This window comes from Nocardiopsis sp. MG754419 (assembly GCF_018207095.1).
In the GTDB taxonomy this organism is placed as follows: domain Bacteria; phylum Actinomycetota; class Actinomycetes; order Streptosporangiales; family Streptosporangiaceae; genus Nocardiopsis.
Map to the genome: position 1 here is coordinate 1 of NZ_QOCZ01000053.1, position 17281 is coordinate 17281.

The 17281-nt window shown below is 72.6% G+C and carries 17 protein-coding genes and 3 tRNA genes; 13 read left to right on the forward strand and 7 right to left on the reverse strand.

The features are described from left to right. The 8 genes from folE to DSY14_RS12715 all read left to right on the forward strand — a co-directional run. A partial coding sequence (folE, locus tag DSY14_RS12680) for a GTP cyclohydrolase I (RefSeq protein WP_211716728.1) occupies positions 1-618 on the forward strand: 618 nt, incomplete at its 5' end. Continuing rightward, positions 615-1145 carry a phosphoribosyltransferase gene (locus DSY14_RS12685; RefSeq protein WP_211716729.1) on the forward strand — a complete coding sequence of 177 codons (531 nt, stop codon included), beginning with the start codon at positions 615-617 and terminating at the stop codon, positions 1143-1145. The genes folE and DSY14_RS12685, both read left to right, overlap by 4 nt. A 61-nt stretch (positions 1146-1206) precedes the next feature. Next, positions 1207-1917: a thymidylate kinase gene (locus DSY14_RS12690; protein ID WP_211716730.1), complete on the forward strand. Its 711-nt coding sequence runs from the start codon at positions 1207-1209 to the stop codon at positions 1915-1917. Then, positions 1907-2941 (forward strand): radical SAM protein, encoded by a 1035-nt coding sequence (locus DSY14_RS12695; RefSeq protein ID WP_211716731.1) that lies wholly within the window; start codon positions 1907-1909, stop codon positions 2939-2941. Before DSY14_RS12690 ends, DSY14_RS12695 begins: the two co-directional genes overlap by 11 nt. Continuing rightward, the gene (locus DSY14_RS12700) at positions 2938-4053 is read left to right on the forward strand and encodes a DegT/DnrJ/EryC1/StrS aminotransferase family protein (protein ID WP_211716732.1); all 1116 of its coding nucleotides are present in this window, start codon (positions 2938-2940) and stop codon (positions 4051-4053) included. Before DSY14_RS12695 ends, DSY14_RS12700 begins: the two co-directional genes overlap by 4 nt. A gap of 47 nt (positions 4054-4100) precedes the next feature. Beyond that, complete coding sequence (locus tag DSY14_RS12705) at positions 4101-4871, forward strand: thymidylate kinase (RefSeq protein WP_211716733.1); 771 nt, start codon at positions 4101-4103, stop codon at positions 4869-4871. Beyond that, entirely contained in the window at positions 4868-5566 is a 699-nt protein-coding gene (locus DSY14_RS12710; protein WP_211716734.1) for an HAD family phosphatase, read from the forward strand. Before DSY14_RS12705 ends, DSY14_RS12710 begins: the two co-directional genes overlap by 4 nt. Positions 5567-5713: 147 nt before the next feature. Next, on the forward strand, positions 5714-6379 hold the full coding sequence (locus DSY14_RS12715; RefSeq protein ID WP_211716735.1) for a PolC-type DNA polymerase III: 666 nt from the start codon (positions 5714-5716) through the stop codon (positions 6377-6379). A 325-nt stretch (positions 6380-6704) separates the two neighbouring features. Here the strand turns inward: DSY14_RS12715 and DSY14_RS12720 are convergent, their stop codons facing one another. Then, positions 6705-7265 carry an NUDIX hydrolase gene (locus DSY14_RS12720; RefSeq protein ID WP_211716736.1) on the reverse strand — a complete coding sequence of 187 codons (561 nt, stop codon included), beginning with the start codon at positions 7263-7265 and terminating at the stop codon, positions 6705-6707. Positions 7266-7539: 274 nt separating this feature from the next. Between DSY14_RS12720 and DSY14_RS12725 the strand changes: the two genes are divergently transcribed. After that, positions 7540-8379: a class I SAM-dependent methyltransferase gene (locus DSY14_RS12725; RefSeq protein WP_211716737.1), complete on the forward strand. Its 840-nt coding sequence runs from the start codon at positions 7540-7542 to the stop codon at positions 8377-8379. 242 nt (positions 8380-8621) lie between these two features. Here DSY14_RS12725 and DSY14_RS12730 read toward each other — a convergent pair. The 3 genes from DSY14_RS12730 to DSY14_RS12740 form a co-directional block, all read right to left on the reverse strand. Further along, a tRNA-Val gene (locus DSY14_RS12730) sits at positions 8622-8695 on the reverse strand. An 8-nt stretch (positions 8696-8703) separates the two neighbouring features. After that, positions 8704-8777: transfer RNA gene (locus DSY14_RS12735), tRNA-Cys, on the reverse strand. Positions 8778-8819: 42 nt separating this feature from the next. Next, positions 8820-8892: transfer RNA gene (locus DSY14_RS12740), tRNA-Gly, on the reverse strand. A gap of 194 nt (positions 8893-9086) precedes the next feature. Between DSY14_RS12740 and DSY14_RS12745 the strand changes: the two genes are divergently transcribed. Further along, on the forward strand, positions 9087-10286 hold the full coding sequence (locus tag DSY14_RS12745; RefSeq protein ID WP_211716738.1) for a molybdopterin molybdotransferase MoeA: 1200 nt from the start codon (positions 9087-9089) through the stop codon (positions 10284-10286). Between the two features lie 133 nt (positions 10287-10419). On the opposite strand, the gene DSY14_RS12750 is transcribed toward DSY14_RS12745, so the two are convergent. Next, positions 10420-12108 carry an MFS transporter gene (locus DSY14_RS12750; RefSeq protein WP_211716739.1) on the reverse strand — a complete coding sequence of 563 codons (1689 nt, stop codon included), beginning with the start codon at positions 12106-12108 and terminating at the stop codon, positions 10420-10422. A 190-nt stretch (positions 12109-12298) separates the two neighbouring features. On the opposite strand from DSY14_RS12750, the gene DSY14_RS12755 reads away from it, so the two are divergent. Next, positions 12299-12850, forward strand: a complete 552-nt coding sequence (locus DSY14_RS12755; protein WP_211716740.1) for a TetR/AcrR family transcriptional regulator — start codon at positions 12299-12301, stop codon at positions 12848-12850. 292 nt (positions 12851-13142) lie between these two features. On the opposite strand, the gene DSY14_RS12760 is transcribed toward DSY14_RS12755, so the two are convergent. Beyond that, positions 13143-13673, reverse strand: coding sequence for a GNAT family N-acetyltransferase (locus DSY14_RS12760; RefSeq protein WP_211716741.1), 531 nt, complete (start codon positions 13671-13673; stop codon positions 13143-13145). A 343-nt stretch (positions 13674-14016) separates the two neighbouring features. On the opposite strand from DSY14_RS12760, the gene manA reads away from it, so the two are divergent. Together manA and DSY14_RS12770 are read left to right on the forward strand one after the other, a co-directional pair. Next, positions 14017-15201 (forward strand): mannose-6-phosphate isomerase, class I, encoded by a 1185-nt coding sequence (gene manA, locus DSY14_RS12765; protein ID WP_211716742.1) that lies wholly within the window; start codon positions 14017-14019, stop codon positions 15199-15201. A 252-nt stretch (positions 15202-15453) separates the two neighbouring features. After that, positions 15454-15828: an FKBP-type peptidyl-prolyl cis-trans isomerase gene (locus DSY14_RS12770; RefSeq protein ID WP_211716743.1), complete on the forward strand. Its 375-nt coding sequence runs from the start codon at positions 15454-15456 to the stop codon at positions 15826-15828. A gap of 62 nt (positions 15829-15890) precedes the next feature. Here DSY14_RS12770 and DSY14_RS12775 read toward each other — a convergent pair whose 3' ends face one another. Next, positions 15891-17066, reverse strand: a complete 1176-nt coding sequence (locus DSY14_RS12775) for an acyl-CoA dehydrogenase family protein (protein WP_211716744.1) — start codon at positions 17064-17066, stop codon at positions 15891-15893. Positions 17067-17281: the final 215 nt, after the last annotated feature.

The following is a 17281-nucleotide window of genomic DNA, read 5'->3' on the forward strand; positions in this document are numbered from 1 at the left end:
CCCGAACAGAGTCCGCCCCCGCCGTCCCCGGCCGATCCCCACGCGGCGCCGCCGGTCGACGTCGAGCGCATCACCGACCTGGTCGGCCAACTCCTGTCCGCACTCGGTGAAGACCCCGAACGGGAGGGCCTGGTCGACACTCCGGGCCGGGTCGCGACCTGGTACCGCGACTTCCTCACCCCGGAGACGGCCAACATGGAGACGAGCTTCGCCGAGTCCCGGGCCGGCGGCCAACTGGTCGTGGTCTCGGGCATGAGCGTGTGGTCGCTGTGCGAACACCACCTCCTCCCGATGCACCTGGAAGTGGCCACCGGGTACCTGCCCGGAGATCAGGTCCTGGGCCTGTCCAAGTTCGGGCGCATCGCCCGGGAGTGCGCGGCGCGTCTCCACGTCCAGGAGCGGTTCACCCATCAGGTCGCCGACAGGGTCGCCGCCGCCGTGGGAACCCGGGACGTGGCCGTGGTGGTCCACGGCACCCACCTGTGCATGAGCATGCGGGGCGTGCGGATGGAGGCGGCCCGCACCACCACGCTGGAGCACCGCGGACGCCTGGACGACGACCCCGCGCTCGCCCAGCGGTTCCTCACCCTGACCGGCGGCCGACGGGAGGCCGCATGAGCCGGAGCAGCGTCCCGACCCGCGCCGACGAGGACCGGGCGGTCGTGCACCTGACGTGGTCGCGGATCGGGGAGATGGTCGATCGCATCGCCGACCGGGCGGGGAGCGACGGTGCCCCCCGGGTCCTGGTCGCCGTACTGCGCGGCGGCGCCGTGCCCGCGGTGTGGCTCTCCCACCGCCTCGGCATGCGCGACGTGCGCGTCGTCGAGGTCACCCACACCACCGACAACGGCCACCACGCCGCCAAGACCCCGGAACCGGTGGCCGTCAACCCTGCGTCGCTGGGCGACCTGACGGGACAGGACGTCCTGATCGTCGACGACGTCGCCGGCACCGGGCACACCCTGGCCGCGACGGCGCGCCTGGTCACCCGCGCGGGCGCCGCCCGTGTGCGGACCGCGGTGTGCGCGGTCAACCACGACAACTGGACCGGCTCCGCGCCCCCGGAGGCGACCCTCACCTACATCGGGCAGAGCACCCGTGGGTGGGTGGTCTTCCCCTGGGAGGGCGGCATCGATGAGGCCTGAGCCACCACGCGCCGCCGGACCCGGCGGCGCGCGACCCGCCCCGTTCCCTCCGGAGGAAGCCATGACCGACCTCGCCTCACGCGCCGACCCCGCACCCTCGCGCCCGCTGTGGGTGAGCATCGAGGGCGTCAACGGCGTCGGCAAGTCCACCGCGGCCCGGGCCGTGGCCGCCGCGCTGGGTGGGCGGTGCCTGCTGCTGGACGAACTCACCGACCGGCCCGAGGACACCCTGCCCGGTCGGGTCATCGACGCCCTGGCCGCCGAGGGGGACGTGTACCTGCGCACCGGCCACCCGGTCGCCGAGACCCTGGCCCTGCTCGCCCTCAAGGTCCGCGAGGTCGAACGGCTCGCCGACCGGTGCCCGACCGGTGTGGACGTGATCCTGGAGGACCGTGGTCCGGACTCGGTCGCGGTGTACCAGGCCGCGATCCTGGCCGCCCACTACGGCGAGGAGGACCCCGCCCACCTGGCCCGGTACGTGCTGGCCACGGCGCGCAGCTGGTCGCGACTTCCGGACGCCACGCTGTGGCTCACCGGTGACCGCACGGTGTGCACCGACCGCTTCGCCGCGCGCGTCGGCCGCGCGCTCGCACCCCCGGACCTGGACGTGATCCATCGGGCCGAGGAACTCTACGGAGTGCTCGCCGCGCAGGAACCCGACCGCTACACCGTCGTGAACACCACCGGGCGGTCGCCGCGGGAGAGCGCCGACGCCGTCGAACAGAGCGTGCGGGACCTGGTCCGGACGCGGGAGGTCGCCCATGTCGCGTGACGTCACCCTGCTGTGGGGCCTGCGCAGTCCGTGCGCCTTCGCCTGCCCCCACTGTTACTTCGGCACCATCGAGGAGCACAAGGAGACCCCACCGGACCAGATCGGCGTCCTGTCGCACCTGTCGCGCAACGACGTGTCCGCCCGGGAACTGACCGCCTTCGCCCGCACCCTGTCCGACTCCCCGGTCGAACGGGTGGTCATCGCCGGGGGCGAGCCGCTGGACTGGCCCGGTGCGCTGGACGTGATCGCGCTCATCAAGCAGGCGGGATGCCAGGTGGTGATCGCCACCAACGCCATTCCGCTCACCCGGCCCCACATCGTCCAGGGCCTCGTCGACCTCGGCGTGGACGGTGTGTCGGTCTCCCTGGACAGCGCCGACGCCGCGACCAACGACCGGCTGCGACCCTCGCGCTCGGGCCGGTTCGGCTACGACCAGGTCCTGGAGGGCATCCGCGCCCTGCTGGCGGCCCGCGACGGCCGGAGCACCCCGCGGGTGGGGATCTACACCGTGGTCATGCGTCCCCGCCCCCAGGAGATCGTCGACGTGGCCCGCCTGGCCGCGGAGCTGGGCCTGGACTACTACGTTCCCCAGCCGATCTCCCTGGCCCCCGACCACGCCCTCTTCGAGGAACTCGCCCACCGCCCCACGGACGTGGCGGACGTGGCGGATCAGCTCGACCACCTCTACGCCGAGCCGACCGGGCCTGCCCTGCCCGACCCCTCCTACGCACGGCGGTTCCTGGAGGCGATCTCCACCCATGACAGTGGCCACGTGGCGGACTGTTTCGGGGGCGCGCGCCTGTTCTTCATCCAGCCCGACGGGTCGGTGTGGGACTGCCCCTCCGACCGGCGTATCGCCGCCACACCCCCCGAGCGCCGGCGCTCCATCCGCGGCGCCGACGCGCGCACCCTGTTCGCCGAGCGGCCCGCGTGCACCACGTGCACGCTGTTCAGCCGCGACTGCGTGAACATGTGGCCCCTGGTGCTCGACATGCCACGGATCCTGAACACGGAGGCGCCGTGACGAGCCTTCCGACCGTGCCCGACCGTGCCCCGCTCATCGCCGCCCACCTCACCCCCGTGCTGGAAGGGATGCCCGACCCCGGGGGCGGACGCACGGTGGCGGAGTTGGAGCACGAAATCGCCGCGGCCCTGAACATCGAGCACGTGGTGGCGGTCTCCTCCGGCACGGCGGCGCTCCAGGCCGCACTGTCGGCCCTCGGCGTCGGACCGGGTGACGAGGTCCTGGTGCCCGCGCTGAGCGTGGTCATGACCGTGGCCCCTCTGGTCGCGCTGGGGGCGCGTCCGGTGTTCGTCGACAGTGATCCGGCCGGCCTGGACCTGGACCACGACGACGCGGCCCGCAAGGTCACCTCGCGCACCCGGGCGATCATGCCGGTCCACCTGTGGGGCCGGATGGGGGACCCGGTGGCGCTCACCGCGTTCGCCTCCGCGCACGGGCTGGCCGTCATCGAGGACGCCGCCCAGGCCATCGGCACCGTCCGCGATCGCCGTGACGCCGGCACGGTGGGCACCGTGGGCTGTTTCAGCATGAAGGACGGCAAGGTCGTGTGGAGCGGAGAGGGCGGCTTCCTGGTCACCCGGAGCCCGGAGGTGGCCGAGCACGCGCGCGCCTGGCGCGGTCACTGGCAGCCGCCCCCGAAGGGCCAGGCCCCGCAGAGCCGCCTGGCGACCAACAGCCGCCTGGCCGCCCCCCTGGCGGCGATCGCCCGCGCCAACCTCGACCTCCTGGACCCGCTGGTGGAGCTGCGCCGGGCCCAGACCCACCGCCTCCTGCACGCCCTGGGACGGACACCCGGGGTGCGCCCCCTGCTCCCGGCCCCGGGTGAGGAGTGGAACGGCTACGCCCCGCTCCTGCGCCTGGACCTGCCCCGACCGCGGGCCTTCGCCGAGCACCTCGCCGTGCGGGGGGTGCCCAACTCCACCGGCACCTTCCGGCTCGTGCCCTGTGACCTCAGGCCCATGTTCACCGATCCGCCCACCGCGCCGTGCCGGGGTGCCGCAGAGATCCTCGATCGCACGCTCGCCGTGGTCGTCACCGAAGCCGACACCGTGGCGGTGTTGGACCACTACACCGACGTCATCACCCGTGAGGCCGCCGCATGGACCGCGTGAAGCACCACCCGCCACCGTCGGACACCCCTGGAACGGAACCCCTCCGTATGCCGAACACAGCAGTGCACGCCTCCTGTACCCGCGGTCCGTTGATCTCCGCCGAGGGCATCAACGGCGTGGGCAAGACCTACCTGACCAACCGCGCCGTCGAGACCCTGCGGGAAGCGCCGTTGATGCTCGACGAGTTCTCCGAACGCGTGCACGGCCGCCATGGTCTGGGCGAACACCTGCTCGACGCGTTGCGCGAGGCCAGCTCCGGGGACCCGTTCCTGCGCGGGGGCACCCCGATGGCCGAGGCCCTGCTCCTGATCGCCATGAAACGCCATGACCTCGACACCGTCCTGCCCCACCTCGCAGTGGGGCGGCCGGTGGTGGAGGGGCGCAGCGTCGACACCACGGCCGTCTACCAGGCCCTGCTGCTGCACCCCGACGACCCGGAGGACGCCCTGGACACGGCCCGGGCCCTGCTCGACCTGGCGGCCTCCTACCGCACCCTCCCCGACCTCACGATCCTGGTCACCGATGACGCCCCCCAGGCCGTCGAGCGCGCCCAACGCCGTGACCGACGCGTCCTGACCCCTGAACAGGCCGCGTTCATGGTGGCCGCGTGCCGGCTCTACGAGCGGCTCGCCGCGACCGACCCGGGCCGCTACCGGGTCGTGGACCGGCGCGAGGTCGATGAGTTCACGGCCGCCGAGCTGATCCGGTCATGGATCCTCGGTGCCGGAGCCGGTCTCAGGTGTGTGCGGGAACCCTGGCAGGGGCCACGGGTCCCGTGTCCGTGCTGCGGGCGGGGCGCGGAACCGGTACCGGCGTGAACGCGCCGGCCCACCCCCGGACCTGCCCGGGATCCGCCTCGGCGTCGGGCCGCACCCCCGCGATCCCCGACGGCGTCGAGGCGCTGATCCTGGACTTCGACGGCACCCTCGCCGACACCACGCCCGGCCACGAGCGTGCCCTGCGGGCGGCCCTGCGCCCGCACGGCGTGGACCTGGACGCGCACTGGTACCGCAGCCACGTGGGCCTGTCCATCCACGACCTGCTCGCCGCGCTTCCGGGCGGGGAGCATCTGCCCCACGAGGAGATCATCCGGCGCAGCCGCGGTCACCTGTCGGCGCTCCTGCACACCATCGCCCCTCTCAGCTGCGTCGTGGCCCTGCTGCGCGCCGCACGCCGCGCCCACCTGCCCTGCGCCGTGGCCTCCGGGGCCGCGCGCCTGCTGGTCGAGCCCGGGATCAGGGCCCTGGGCCTGGAACAGGAGTTCGCGACCGTCGTCACACGCGAGGACGCCCCGCGCGGCAAACCCGCCCCCGACCTGTACCTGACCGCCGCCCACCGACTCGGGGTGCCCCCGAGCGCCTGCCTGGCCGTCGATGACGCCCCCGGAGGCATCGCCTCGGCCCGCGCCGCCGGGATGCGGGTGCTCACCGTCGTGGACGGCCACCCCGCACCGACCGACGACCACGGCACGGGCACCGCGTGCGGGGACACCACCGGGGCGGAGCCGCCATGAGTCGTCGACGGCCGTGGACGCCCGGGCGAGCGCCGTCCGCTCCTCGACGCGGCCCGCGGCCACGCCCGGGTCCCGCGCGACCCGGGCGTGGACCGCCGGCCGGTGACACCACGGAACGCACGACACCTACGAGGGGACGGTGGCCTGATGGGCTCCCTGACACGCGACCCCGCCTTTGTGGCGACGACGTTCGGGGTCATCGATTTCGAGACGACGACCCCGGCCGGCCACCCGGCCCAGCCCATCGAGGTCGCCGTTCTCGCGCTGCGTCACGAGCAGGAGAACGGGTGGATCGAGGCGGGGCGGTTCACGTCCCTGATCCGCCCACCCGCGTTCGCGCCGGTCACGTCCGCCGACACCGCCCAGAACGGGCTGCGCCCGGCACAGTTCACGACGGCCCCCGAACCCGCCGAGGTGTTCGGGGCGTTGGATCGGCGGTTCACCGCGGGCACCCGGTACCTGCTGGTGGCACAGCACGCGGCCACCGAGGCCGGCGTCATCCGCCATCAGCGCGAGCACTGTCCGAGGTTGGCGCGCATCGACTTCCTGGACACCATCCCGCTCGCCAAACGCCTGGTCCCGGGCCTGGAGAACTACAGGCTCGACACCCTGCTGGACCATTTCGCCATCCCGTCGCCCGCGGAGCGCCACCGGGCCCACGCCGATGTCGACGTCACCGCGCAGGTGTTCCTCCGGCTCATCGACGCCGCCGACCGCGAGGGCGGGTTCCCCGACCTCGCCGCACTGGTGAAGGTCGCCGGGCGCACGGCCAGAGCCAACCTGCCCACCCAGGAGCACCTGTTCGACCTGTGACGGTCCGCACCTGCCGCGCGCTCGACGAAGAGGAGGACCGATGTCGATGGCCGACGCACGGCCGGGACGAGACCGTGCGCGTGCCGTTCCGGTGCGGCCCCCGGTGACGCCGGGGAGGGATCACCTCGCGCCGGCTCCTGACGGTGGAACCGCTCCGCCCGCGCCGTCCGGTGCGCGCCGACCGGCCGATCACGTCACCGGCTCGCCTCGACCCGGGCGAGGGCGCCTCCCTCGGCACCGATCTCCTGGAACCGGGGGAGCGGACCTGGCCGGTGGGCGCGGGCCCGCCGACGACCTCTCGGCGCGCGGCCCGCTGAGGGTCCGGTCAGCCGATACCGGCCCGACCCCGGATCGCGTGGGCGATACGGCTTCCCACCAGGCGCTCCGCCTCGGCGAGGGGATACCAGCCGGCCCCTCCGACCTCCGACCCCTGCACTCGGCCCACGTCCACGTGCGCCGGCGCCAGGAAGGAGTACCCGATGTCCAGGTGGAAGTGGGCCGGCTCGCCCTTCGCCGGGCGGGCCGGCACCGGTCCGTACTCGATGTACACGGGGGCGGGCGAAGCCGCGACGATCTGACCGGGGTCGACGTCGGCCTCCTCGACCAGCTCGCGTATCGCCGCGTCGATCAACGTGCGGTCGGTCGGCTCCAGGTGGCCGCCGGGCTGCAACAGGATCCCGTACGCGAGGTGTTCGACCAGCAGGACCTCCTCACCGCGGACCAGCAGCGCACCGACGGTCACGTGCATCGGAAAGGTGGACCGGGAAGCGATATCCGACCCCTGGGCCAGCCGTCGCATCGCCTCGGCCGGTGGCTCCGCCCGATCCGGGTGGCGTTCGAGGTGGTCGGCCACCACGGCCCTGATCAGGGCGTCACCGACCGCCACGGCCCACCCCCACACCGACCGGAGCGTCGGGCTCCCCGGGCCCCGTCGACAGGGAGGTGGCGATGAAAGGCGACACGATCGGCTCCAGAACACACGGCGGTGAGGAAGTCCGTAGCCTACTGGCGGGACCGGGCCGGTGGAGGGACAACGTGCGATTCCACCGACACCACGGCCCGCCCACGTCGGGGCGGGTCGGTCCCGCACCGACGATGCCCCGCACCCCGGCCCCCGTGCTCGGCCCGGATCGGCTCCACCGAGAAACGAGGCGCGCCCCGTGACCCCGGACGCTCTGACCGGTTGGGACGAGGAGACCACCGCCGAGGCCTACGCCGCGTTCGCGCGCGCCTGGCCCATGTACGGCGACACCAGTCATGACCTCGCCCGCCGTGCCGGCCTCGTCGACGGCCGTCTGGTCGTGGACCTGTGCGGGGGCACCGGCGTGACCGCCGGGGCGATCCTCGAACGCGTCCCCGCCCACGCCAGGGTCCTCTCCCTCGACAACGCCGCCGCGATGCAACGCATCGGCCGACGCACCCTGCGGGACCCGCGCCTGTCCTGGGTCACCGCGTCCGCCGAGACCCTGGCCGCGCACGTCCCCGCTCGTGGGGTCGACGCCGTCGTGTGCAACTCGGGCCTCTGGAAGACCGACGTTCCGGCCGTGGCCGCCGCGGTCCGCCGCGTGCTGCGGCCCGGTGGTCGGTTCGTGTTCAACATCGGCGGCGGCTTCGCCGGCCTCACCGACCCGAACGTGTCGGCCGGACGCGCCGGACCGTCTCTGGACGCGCTGATCCACCAGATCGCTGCTCGGGACCACGGGTACAGCCCGTCACCCAGGACCGGTTCCGGTCCGAAGCTGCCGCTCGCCACGGTCACACGCCACTTGTCCGAGGCCGGGCTCACCGTGACGGGAACCGTGGTCAAGGATCAGCTCACCACCGTGGCGGAGCGGAAGGCCTGGCTGTCCATCCCGGTGTTCGCCCGCCCCGACGGCGACTTCACCCACGCACAGAGGATGCGGATGCTGGAGGAGGCGAGCGCCCGGACCGACCCCGACGCGACGACCGTGACGCGCTGGCTGGTGGTCACCGCCCAACGGCGGGCGAAGGCGCGGTGAGATCCCCACAGGGGTGCGTCCGCCGACCGGGAGCAGGGTGCGGGGGAGGGGCCATGCCCCTGCGTCCCGAACGGCGGGAACGCGACCGGGCCCACGGAGTGATGGGCGCCCGGGTCGTGGACGGTTCGAGGGGCGCACGCGACGGTCCCGCCCGTGTGCGCCGGCGGTGGTCGGGACACCGATCCGGTCCCGGGAACGCCGAAAGGCCGGATCCGCGGATCCGGCCTTCAGGGTGTTGCTCGTGGGCGATACAGGACTCGAACCTGTGACCCCTACCGTGTCGAGGTAGTGCTCTAACCAACTGAGCTAATCGCCCGATGAAACTGGAGGTGGAGACGGGATTTGAACCCGTGTAGACGGCTTTGCAGGCCGCTGCCTCGCCTCTCGGCCACTCCACCGAGTACCCGAGGAGCGGTAGAACCGCCCTCGCGTCTTCTCCGAGCGGACGACGGGATTCGAACCCGCGACCCTCACCTTGGCAAGGTGATGCTCTACCAGCTGAGCCACGTCCGCGTGCTTTCGGGCTCGGCCCCGTTTCCGTGGGCCTCGCCTTGCTGCTGGTACAGACTTTAGCGGAGATTCCACAGACGGCAAATCGGCGTGGGGCGGGTCGGTGCGGTGGTCGCGCACGTCCGTCGCGCACACCCGGTAGCGTCCGCGTGATGTGGCCAGGGTAGGACGGGGTCACACCCCTGGAAGAGGAGGACATGGCCGTGACGGAGGAGTGCGGTGAGCACCGGACGGCGACGTCCTGGGCGCGGGCGCGGGTCCTGGCCCGGGAACTGGGCGAGAGCCGGGGGTGCCCGGCCGGTGATCTGCCGTTGGGCGAGGCCCTGGGGGGTCGGCTGGCCGCGGACCTGACGGCGTTGGTGGGGGCGCCGGCCTTCGACGCCGCGGCGATGGACGGCTACGCGGTCGCCGGCCCGGGCCCCTGGCGACGGGTCGGAACCCAACTGGCGGGCGCACCTGTGGCCGGGCTGTCGCTGGCGGCGGGTGAGGCGGTGGAGATCGCCACGGGCGCGCGGGTACCCAAGGGCACCGAGGCGGTGTTGCCCTACGAGCACACCGAGATCGCCGACGGGCGCGTGCTGGGGGAGGCGCTGCCGGGCCGGCACGTGCGTTGGAGCGGAGAGGAGACCGCCCCGGGCGAGACGGTCCTGGTGGAGGGGGCCGAGGTGACCCCGGCCGTGCTGGGACTGGCCGCCTCCCTGGGGCACGACACGCTGCCGGTGCGTGCGCCCCGGGTGGAGGCGCTGATCACCGGGGACGAGATCGCCGCGAACGGACTTCCGGGTGAGGGCGTGGTGCGCGACGCCATCGGCCCGCTGCTGCCCGGTGTGGTGGCCTGGGCGGGCGGTCGGCTGCTGCGCACCCGCCACCTGGGGGACGGCTTCGCCGACCTGCGGGAGGCGTTGAGCGACGGTGGGGCCGACGTGGTGCTGGTGTGCGGATCCTCGTCGAAGGGGCCTGCCGACCATCTGCGCGCGGTGCTCGCGGAGCTCGGCGCGGACGTGGTGGTGGACGGTGTGGACTGTCGGCCGGGGCACCCACAGTTGCTGGCGCACACCGACGACACCGTGTTCGTGGGTCTTCCGGGCAACCCGAACGCCGCGCTGGTGGCCTCGCTGACGCTGCTGGTGCCGTTGCTGGCCGGCATGGTCGGCCGACCGGAGGCGACGCTGGGGTGGGGGCGCGCACCGTTGGTCGGCGAGGTCCGGGGCCGATCCGGGCAGACCCGGTTGATGGCGGTCCGCAGGGTCGACGGGAACGCCGAACCGGTGGGCCACGACCGTCCGGGGAGCCTGCGCGGCGCGGCTCTGGCGGAGGCCTACGCGGTGATCCCGCCCGAGGGGCCGGGTGCCGACGTGGAACTGCTGCGGCTGCCGGGGGCCTCGGCCGCGTTCTGAGGGACCACCCGGGACGTTCCGGGCAGGGGCGGTCGCCCGAGGACCACCGATGGTCGATGTGGGATGGAACACCCACGAAGGGGGCGGCCCGGGGAGCACGTGCTCCCCGGGCCGCCCCGGTACCGGTCCCGCCCTACGGTCGTGCGGGGTCGTCGACCGGCCCGTCCGAGGGCACGGACGCGGCCGGCTCCACCGGAGCCTCCGGAGCGTCCTCGGTCGAGGCGTGGCGCTCCACGTCGTGGACCGGGGTCTCGACCGCCGGGTTGCCCCTGCCGCGCAGCAGGAACCAGGCCTGGGCCGCCGCCACCAACACGATGATCACCGCGATGGCCGAGGTCAGGTGCATGCCGTCGGTGAACGCGGCCCGTGCGCTGTCCATCAGCGCCAGGCCCTCGGCGCCGCCCACGCCGTCGGCGGCGTTGGCGGCGCCGCCCAGGGTCTCGCGGGCGGCCTCGGTGGCCGCGGCGGGCACGCCGTCCACCTCGGTCAGGTGCCCGCGGTAGAAGGCGGTCAGCACACTGCCCAGCACGGCGACGCCCAGGGCGCCGCCCATCTCGTACGCGGTCTCGGAGATCGCCGAGGCGGCGCCGGCCCGCTTGGGCGGGGCCGCGGACATGATGGCGCCGTTGGTCAGCGTCTCGGCGAAACCGGTGCCCAGGGCGATGAGCGCGAACGCGGTGGCGACCAGTGTCACACCACGGGTGACGTCGTCGGCGGGGGTGAACACCAGGGTGGCGAACCCGCCCGCGGTGACGACCAGGGACACCCCGATCACCGTGGCCAGGCTGAGGTGGCGGGCCACCCGGGCGGCCACCAGACCGGCGATGACCGAGATCACCAGGCCGGGCACCAGGACGATGCCGGCGCGCATCGGTGAGACGCCGAGCACCAGCTGCAGGTACTGGGTGAGGAAGAACAGCGACCCCACCATCGAGAACACGATCATCAGGTTGGTGACCACGGCGACGCTGAACACCCGCGAACGGAACAGGTCGACGTCGATCAGCGGGTCCGCGAGCGTGCGCTGACGGCGGACGAACAGGTACCCCAGGGCCAGACCGACCACGAGCGAGACGATCGGCAGCACGTCCGCGCCGCCGGTGGCCAGCTTCTTGATCCCGTACACGGCGGGCAGCATGGCGCCGAGCGACAGCACCACACTGATCAGGTCGAGGCGACCGGAGTCGGGGTTGCGCGACTCACGCACCAGCAACGGCACCAGGACCAGGATCAACGCCATCACGGGCAGGTTGATCAGGAACACCGAACCCCAGAAGAAGTGCTCCAGCAACCATCCACCGAGGATGGGGCCCAGGGCGGCGCCACCGGAGAACCCGGACGCCCAGATCGCGATGGCGAGCAGGCGCTGACGCGGATCCAGGAAGATGTTGCGCAGCAACGACAGGGTCGAGGGCATCAAGGAGGCGCCCGCGACGCCCAGCAGGGCACGGGCGGCGATCAGGGTCTCGGCGTTGGGGGAGAAGGCGGCGATCAGGGAGGCCACACCGAAGGCGGCCGATCCGATCATGAGCAGGCGTCGCCGCCCGATCCGGTCACCGAGCGAACCCATGGTGATCAACAGGCCGGCCAGGATGAAGCCGTAGATGTCGATGATCCACAGCAGCTGTCCCGAGCTGGGGCTCAGCGCCTCGCTGAGCGCGGGTACGGCGAACCCGAGCACGGTCATGTCGACCGAGATCAGGATGACCGGAAGGACCAGGACGGCGAGTGCGGCCCACTCGCGCGGGCCCGCGAGCGCGGGCGTCGCCGCGTCGTCCCGGTGTGCGCGGATGGGGCCGTTTCCGGCCTCGGCGGAACTCATCTTTCCCTCGTTATCGGATCGCAGTGTGGCGCGCGGCTCGGTCTGAGGGCGCGGGTGGGGCCCGGAGGAAGGTCGCTGCGGGTCCGGGCGGAACGGGAAGTCTGGTCGACCGGCGGGGCCGTGAGCACACCACCGGGACTCTTCAACCGTCCAGACGGTACAGTACCGTCCAGCCGGTACAGTGTCAATCGTGAGTACTTCGAACACACGCGACCGCATCCTCGACGCACTACAGGACATTCTGGTCGGCGAAGGTTATTCCGCGGTGACCCTGGAGGCCGTGGCCCGGGCCGCGGAGGTGTCCAAGGGCGGCCTGCTGTACCACTTCCCCTCGAAGTCGGCCCTGATGAACGGGCTGATCCAACGGCTGAAGGAACTCTCCGAGGCCGAGTTCACGGAGGCGGTCGAGAGCGAGGAGGGCGTGGTGCGGGTCTTCCTGCGTACCTCCCTCCCGCAGAGCGCCGAGGAGGGGGAGTTGTACTGGGCGCTCATCGCCGCCCTGCGCAGCCACGAGGAACTGGAGGAGGAGGCCGTCCGGCACGTACACCACGTGTTCGAGCACTGGCGAGAACTCCTGCACCGGGAGCTCACCGACCCGGTCCTCGCCGAGATCATCCTGCGGGCCGGTGACGGCATGTACATGGCGGCCATCGCCGGACTGGGGCGGCCCGACCCCGATCTCACGAGTCGGATGATCGACCGACTGGTCGAGGAGTCGGACCGGGTGCGCCGGCCGCGTTGAGCGGACGCGGCCGGCGCGCGCATCGTCCTGCGGCCCCTCGCGCCGGGGCCGACGGACGCACGCGCCTCGGTCCGTCCCACCGACCCGCCGACCCCCGGACCGTCCGCGGGCTCCGGGCCCGGCGTCCTCGGCCCGTCGCCGTGGGTCCGCCGGGCCCGGTCCCGGCAAGCGCGCCCGATGGCTCCGGGAGTCGTTGGTCGCGCCCACCGTTGCGAGCCCGCGGGCCCCGCGCACGGCATCGGTCTCACGGGGTCCGGCCCGGAGACCGGAGGCGCTCACCCCGACGCAGGGTTCACGGAACCGGCCGCGCCGCGCCGGGACGGGGGCGGACCCGGTCCTCGAACACCTGCACCTCGGTGTCGCGCACCGGCACGCGCAGCGTCGGGGTGAAGCCCTGCCCCTGGTAGTAGCGGACCAGGGACCCGTCCCCACCCGCCCAGCAGTCCACGCGCACCAGGGAGATCCCCTGATCGCGCGCCCGCGACCGGGCGTGGTCCAGGAGCCGTCCGCCGACGTTGCGGCCTCCGTGTCCGCGCGCGACGAGCAGGAGGTGCACGTAGACCTCGGGTTCGTCCGCGGGCGGCGTGTAGGAGGTGGGCGTCGCGCCGAGCGCCAGCGCACCGGCGACCGTGCCGTCCACGTCGGCCAGCCACAGTTCCTCGGCGGCGATCCGTTCCACCAGCGCCACCCGGTCGGGGTTCGTGGACCACGGATCGGTGCCCCACTGGCCGGCCGACCCGTGTTCGGTCAGCCAGACCACGGCCTCGTCGAACATGCGCAGCAGTGTGGGAACGTCCTCGGTGCCGCCTCGGCGCAGCCGCATGGTGGTTCTCCCGAACTCGTGGGTGACAGGCGCAACGAAGGGCATAATGTCACCCCGTGCCCCTTCTCGCAGGCCCCGCCGGCGGGCAGGGTGACGACGTCGGAAGGTGACCATGTGGTGCTGTTCACGTGTGCCGGATCATGATTTACTTCCCGGTAACTTCGTTGCCGTCGTCGGGCTCCGGGTCGGCAGCGGGTCCGTCGACCCGGTGAGGTGAGGTGTGCACTACCTCGACGAGTGGGGCGTGCCTAGTCGACCGGGAGGCTTGTCTTCGCGAGACTGTTCCCACCTCGCAGGGGGTGTCCACGGGGTGAGAACACGCAGACGGGAAAGTGGGGAGCGGATGCACAGGCTCACCAACCAGGTACGACCGTACGCCTGGGGAGCGCGCGCCGCCATTCCGCGTCTGCTGGGGATCGAACCCGACGGTACGCCGCAGGCGGAGCTGTGGCTGGGCGCCCACCACGGAGCCCCCAGCACGGCGCACTGCGTCGACGGATCCCGGCCCCTGCCCGAGCTGATCGCCGCGGATCCCCGCCGTGTCCTGGGCCCCCGCACCGCCGATCGCTTCGGTGACCGCCTGCCCTTCCTCCTCAAGTACCTGGCCGCCGAGGCGCCGCTGTCCCTCCAGGTCCACCCCGACGCCGCCCGCGCCCGCTCCGGCTACGAGGCCGAGGAGCGTGCCGGGATCCCCGTCGACGCCCCCCACCGCAACTACCGGGACCCTCACCACAAACCCGAACTCCTGCTCGCCCTGGAGCCGTTCGACGCCCTGTGCGGCTTCCGTGAACCCGCCGCCACCCGCACCGATCTCCTCGGCCTGGACTCCGAACTCGCCGTGCTGTTGCGCGACGACCTGGCGCACCCCGACACCCAGACCGCGCTCCGGGCCGCCCTGACCCGTCTGCTCAGCATCCCCGAGCCCGACCGCGGTCGACTGATCGGCGTGTTCGTCACCGAGTGGGCCGAACGCGACCGCCGCTGCGCGCACGCCGAGATCGTCGCCGACCTGGCCGACCGGTACCCGGGGGACCCCGGGGCGGTCGCCGCCCTGCTGCTCAACCGGGTCACCCTGTGGCCCGGGCAGGCCCTCTTCCTGCCCGCGGGCAACCTGCACGCCTACCTCCAGGGCACCGCCGTGGAGGTGATGGCCGGCTCCGACAACGTGCTGCGCGCCGGCTTGACCTGCAAGCACGTCGACGCCCCCGAACTCCTCGACGTGGTGGACTTCTCCGTGCTGCCCATCCCGTACGCACAGCCGGACTTCCTGGAGGGGCGCCGCGAGTTCCGTCCGGCCGCCCCCGAGTTCGCGCTGCACGAGATCGGTCCCGGCCGGATCACCGCGCACCTGCCGGGGGACGGCCCCACGGTGGTCCTGGCCCTGCGCGGCGACGTGGAACTGGTCGCCGAGGTCGGTGAGGGCGTCACCCTGAGCCGGGGAGAGTCGGTGTTCGTCCAGGCCGACAGCGGCCCCATCAAGGTCGAGGGGCACGGCCACGTGATCGCCGCGACCGTCGGCGTGCACTGAGCCCGTACCCTCGGGGCCTCCGCTGCGCTTCGGCCCGTGTACGCGCGTCCCACGGGCCCCGGGAAACGAAGAGCCGTGAATGAGTGGAACACCCCCTGTCGCGTGGGGGCGTTGTCTCCACGGGCCACCTCCGTGGTCTGACGAACACACTCCCGAGGGCACCGGGGGAGCGCTCGTCACCCACTGGGCGTGGGACACCCGCGACACGGATAACCTGGGCCCCGCAGTTCACACGACGAGAGGGGACTCGCCATGGCGCTCGAGCGTCCGGAGATCGACTTCATCGAGGGACCGCCGCCCGCGGACCTGGAGATCACCGACATCCAGATCGGGGAGGGTGCGCAGGCCGGCCACGGCAGCACCGTCAGCGTCCAGTACGTCGGGGTCTCCCACTCCACCGGCGAGGAGTTCGACGCCAGCTGGAACCGCGGCGAGCCGCTGAACTTCCGTCTCGGTGCCCGTCAGGTCATCTCCGGCTGGGACCAGGGCGTCATGGGCATGCGCGTCGGCGGCCGTCGCCGCCTCGTCATCCCGCCGCACCTGGCCTACGGTGACCGCGGCGCCGGTGGCGTCATCGCGCCGGGGGAGACCCTGGTGTTCGTCGTCGACCTGGTCGCGGTCGACTGACCTTCGGACCCACGACGGGGGCCCGTGGCGCGTTCGCGCGCGCCACGGGCCCCGCCCGTTCCCTACCCGAGGGTTGCGCCCACCTTCACGTGGCCCTTGAGCAGGTCGCGGGCGATGGTGCGGCGCTGGATCTCGTCGGTGCCCTCGAAGATGCGCAGCAACCGGACGTCACGGTAGAAGCGTTCGATGGGCAGTTCACGGGTGTAGCCCATGCCGCCGTGGATCTGCATCACGCGGTCGACGATCTCGTTGGCCTTGACGCCGCCGAACAGCTTCGCGATGGACTGCGCGTGCCGGGAGTCGCGCCCCTGCGCGACCTGCCAGGCCGCGTGCAGCACCAGCAGACGCAGTGCCTCGATCTCGGTCTGTGAGTCGGCGATCATCCACTGGATGGCCTGCCGGTCGGCGATCGGTGCGCCGAAGGTCTCCCGGGTGCGGGAGTAGTCGACGGCCATGGTGAGCAACCGCTCGCAGCCGCCCAGAGCGCGGGCCGGCAACAGGTAGCGCCCCTTGCCGATCCACTGCATCGCCAGCGCGAACCCCCGGCCCTCCTCGCCGAGGACGTGGCTGTGCGGCACTCGGACGTCCTGGAAGACGAGGGAGGCGGGGCGCCGCTCGCCCATGGTGTCGATGGGTTCGGAGGTCCACCCCATGTCGCGGTCGACGAGGAAGCAGGTCACGCCCCCGTTCGCCCCCTTCTCGGGGTCGGTGACCGCGAAGACCAGGGCGAAGTCCGCCTCGTTGCCGCCGGTGATGAAGGTCTTCTCGCCGTTGATGATCCACGAGTCGCCGTCGCGCACGGCCCTGGCGCGGATGGCCTTGGCGTCGGAACCGGCGCCGGGTTCGGTGATGGCGAAGCAGGAACGACGCTCACCGGCGATGGTGGGCAGCAGGTAGGCGCGCTTCTGCTCCTCGTCGGCGTGGTAGAGGATGTTGTCGGCCTCGCCGCCGAACTTGAAGGTCAGGAAGGTCCGGCCGAGCTCGATCTCGATGAGGGCCTCGGTGACCGCGTCCAGGCCCATACCGCCGTACTCCTCGGGGGTGGCCACGCCCCAGAAGTCGGACCTGCGGGCCAGTGCGCGCAACCCGTCGCGTTCCTCGGAGGTCAGTCCGGGGGGATGCCCCTCGCGTTCGCGCCGCAGCACCTTGTTCTCCAGCGGCATCAGTTCGCGCTCGACGAAGGTCCGCACCCAGCTCTGAACGGCCTGCTGCTCCTCGCTCAAGGAGAAATCGATCACGGCTGCTCTCCATAACCTAACGGTGTTCGGTTATTCGAGGGTACGGCGCGTCGCGTCCCTCCCGCAAGGGGTAACCGAACACTGTCAGGTGGTGCGGACGTGGACGCGTCCCTCGCCCGACGCGGGGTCGACGTCGGAGGAGGGCCGGTCCGACCTCGTGCGATGATCGGCGGACGCCGGGCCGTACGGGCCGGTGCAGGCGCAGGACAGAAGGA

Excerpts from the sequence above, each read along its gene's own strand:
- DSY14_RS12685 (WP_211716729.1), top strand. The coding sequence starts at position 615 with ATGAGCCGGAGCAGCGTCCCGACCCGCGCCGACGAGGACCGGGCGGTC.
- DSY14_RS12690 (WP_211716730.1), top strand. The coding sequence starts at position 1,207 with ATGACCGACCTCGCCTCACGCGCCGACCCCGCACCCTCGCGCCCGCTG.
- DSY14_RS12695 (WP_211716731.1), top strand. The coding sequence starts at position 1,907 with ATGTCGCGTGACGTCACCCTGCTGTGGGGCCTGCGCAGTCCGTGCGCC.
- DSY14_RS12705 (WP_211716733.1), top strand. The coding sequence starts at position 4,101 with ATGCCGAACACAGCAGTGCACGCCTCCTGTACCCGCGGTCCGTTGATC.
- DSY14_RS12715 (WP_211716735.1), top strand. The coding sequence starts at position 5,714 with ATGGGCTCCCTGACACGCGACCCCGCCTTTGTGGCGACGACGTTCGGG.
- DSY14_RS12745 (WP_211716738.1), top strand. The coding sequence starts at position 9,087 with ATGGCCGTGACGGAGGAGTGCGGTGAGCACCGGACGGCGACGTCCTGG.
- DSY14_RS12750 (WP_211716739.1), bottom strand. The coding sequence starts at position 12,108 with ATGAGTTCCGCCGAGGCCGGAAACGGCCCCATCCGCGCACACCGGGAC.
- DSY14_RS12760 (WP_211716741.1), bottom strand. The coding sequence starts at position 13,673 with ATGCGGCTGCGCCGAGGCGGCACCGAGGACGTTCCCACACTGCTGCGC.
- manA (WP_211716742.1), top strand. The coding sequence starts at position 14,017 with ATGCACAGGCTCACCAACCAGGTACGACCGTACGCCTGGGGAGCGCGC.
- DSY14_RS12770 (WP_211716743.1), top strand. The coding sequence starts at position 15,454 with ATGGCGCTCGAGCGTCCGGAGATCGACTTCATCGAGGGACCGCCGCCC.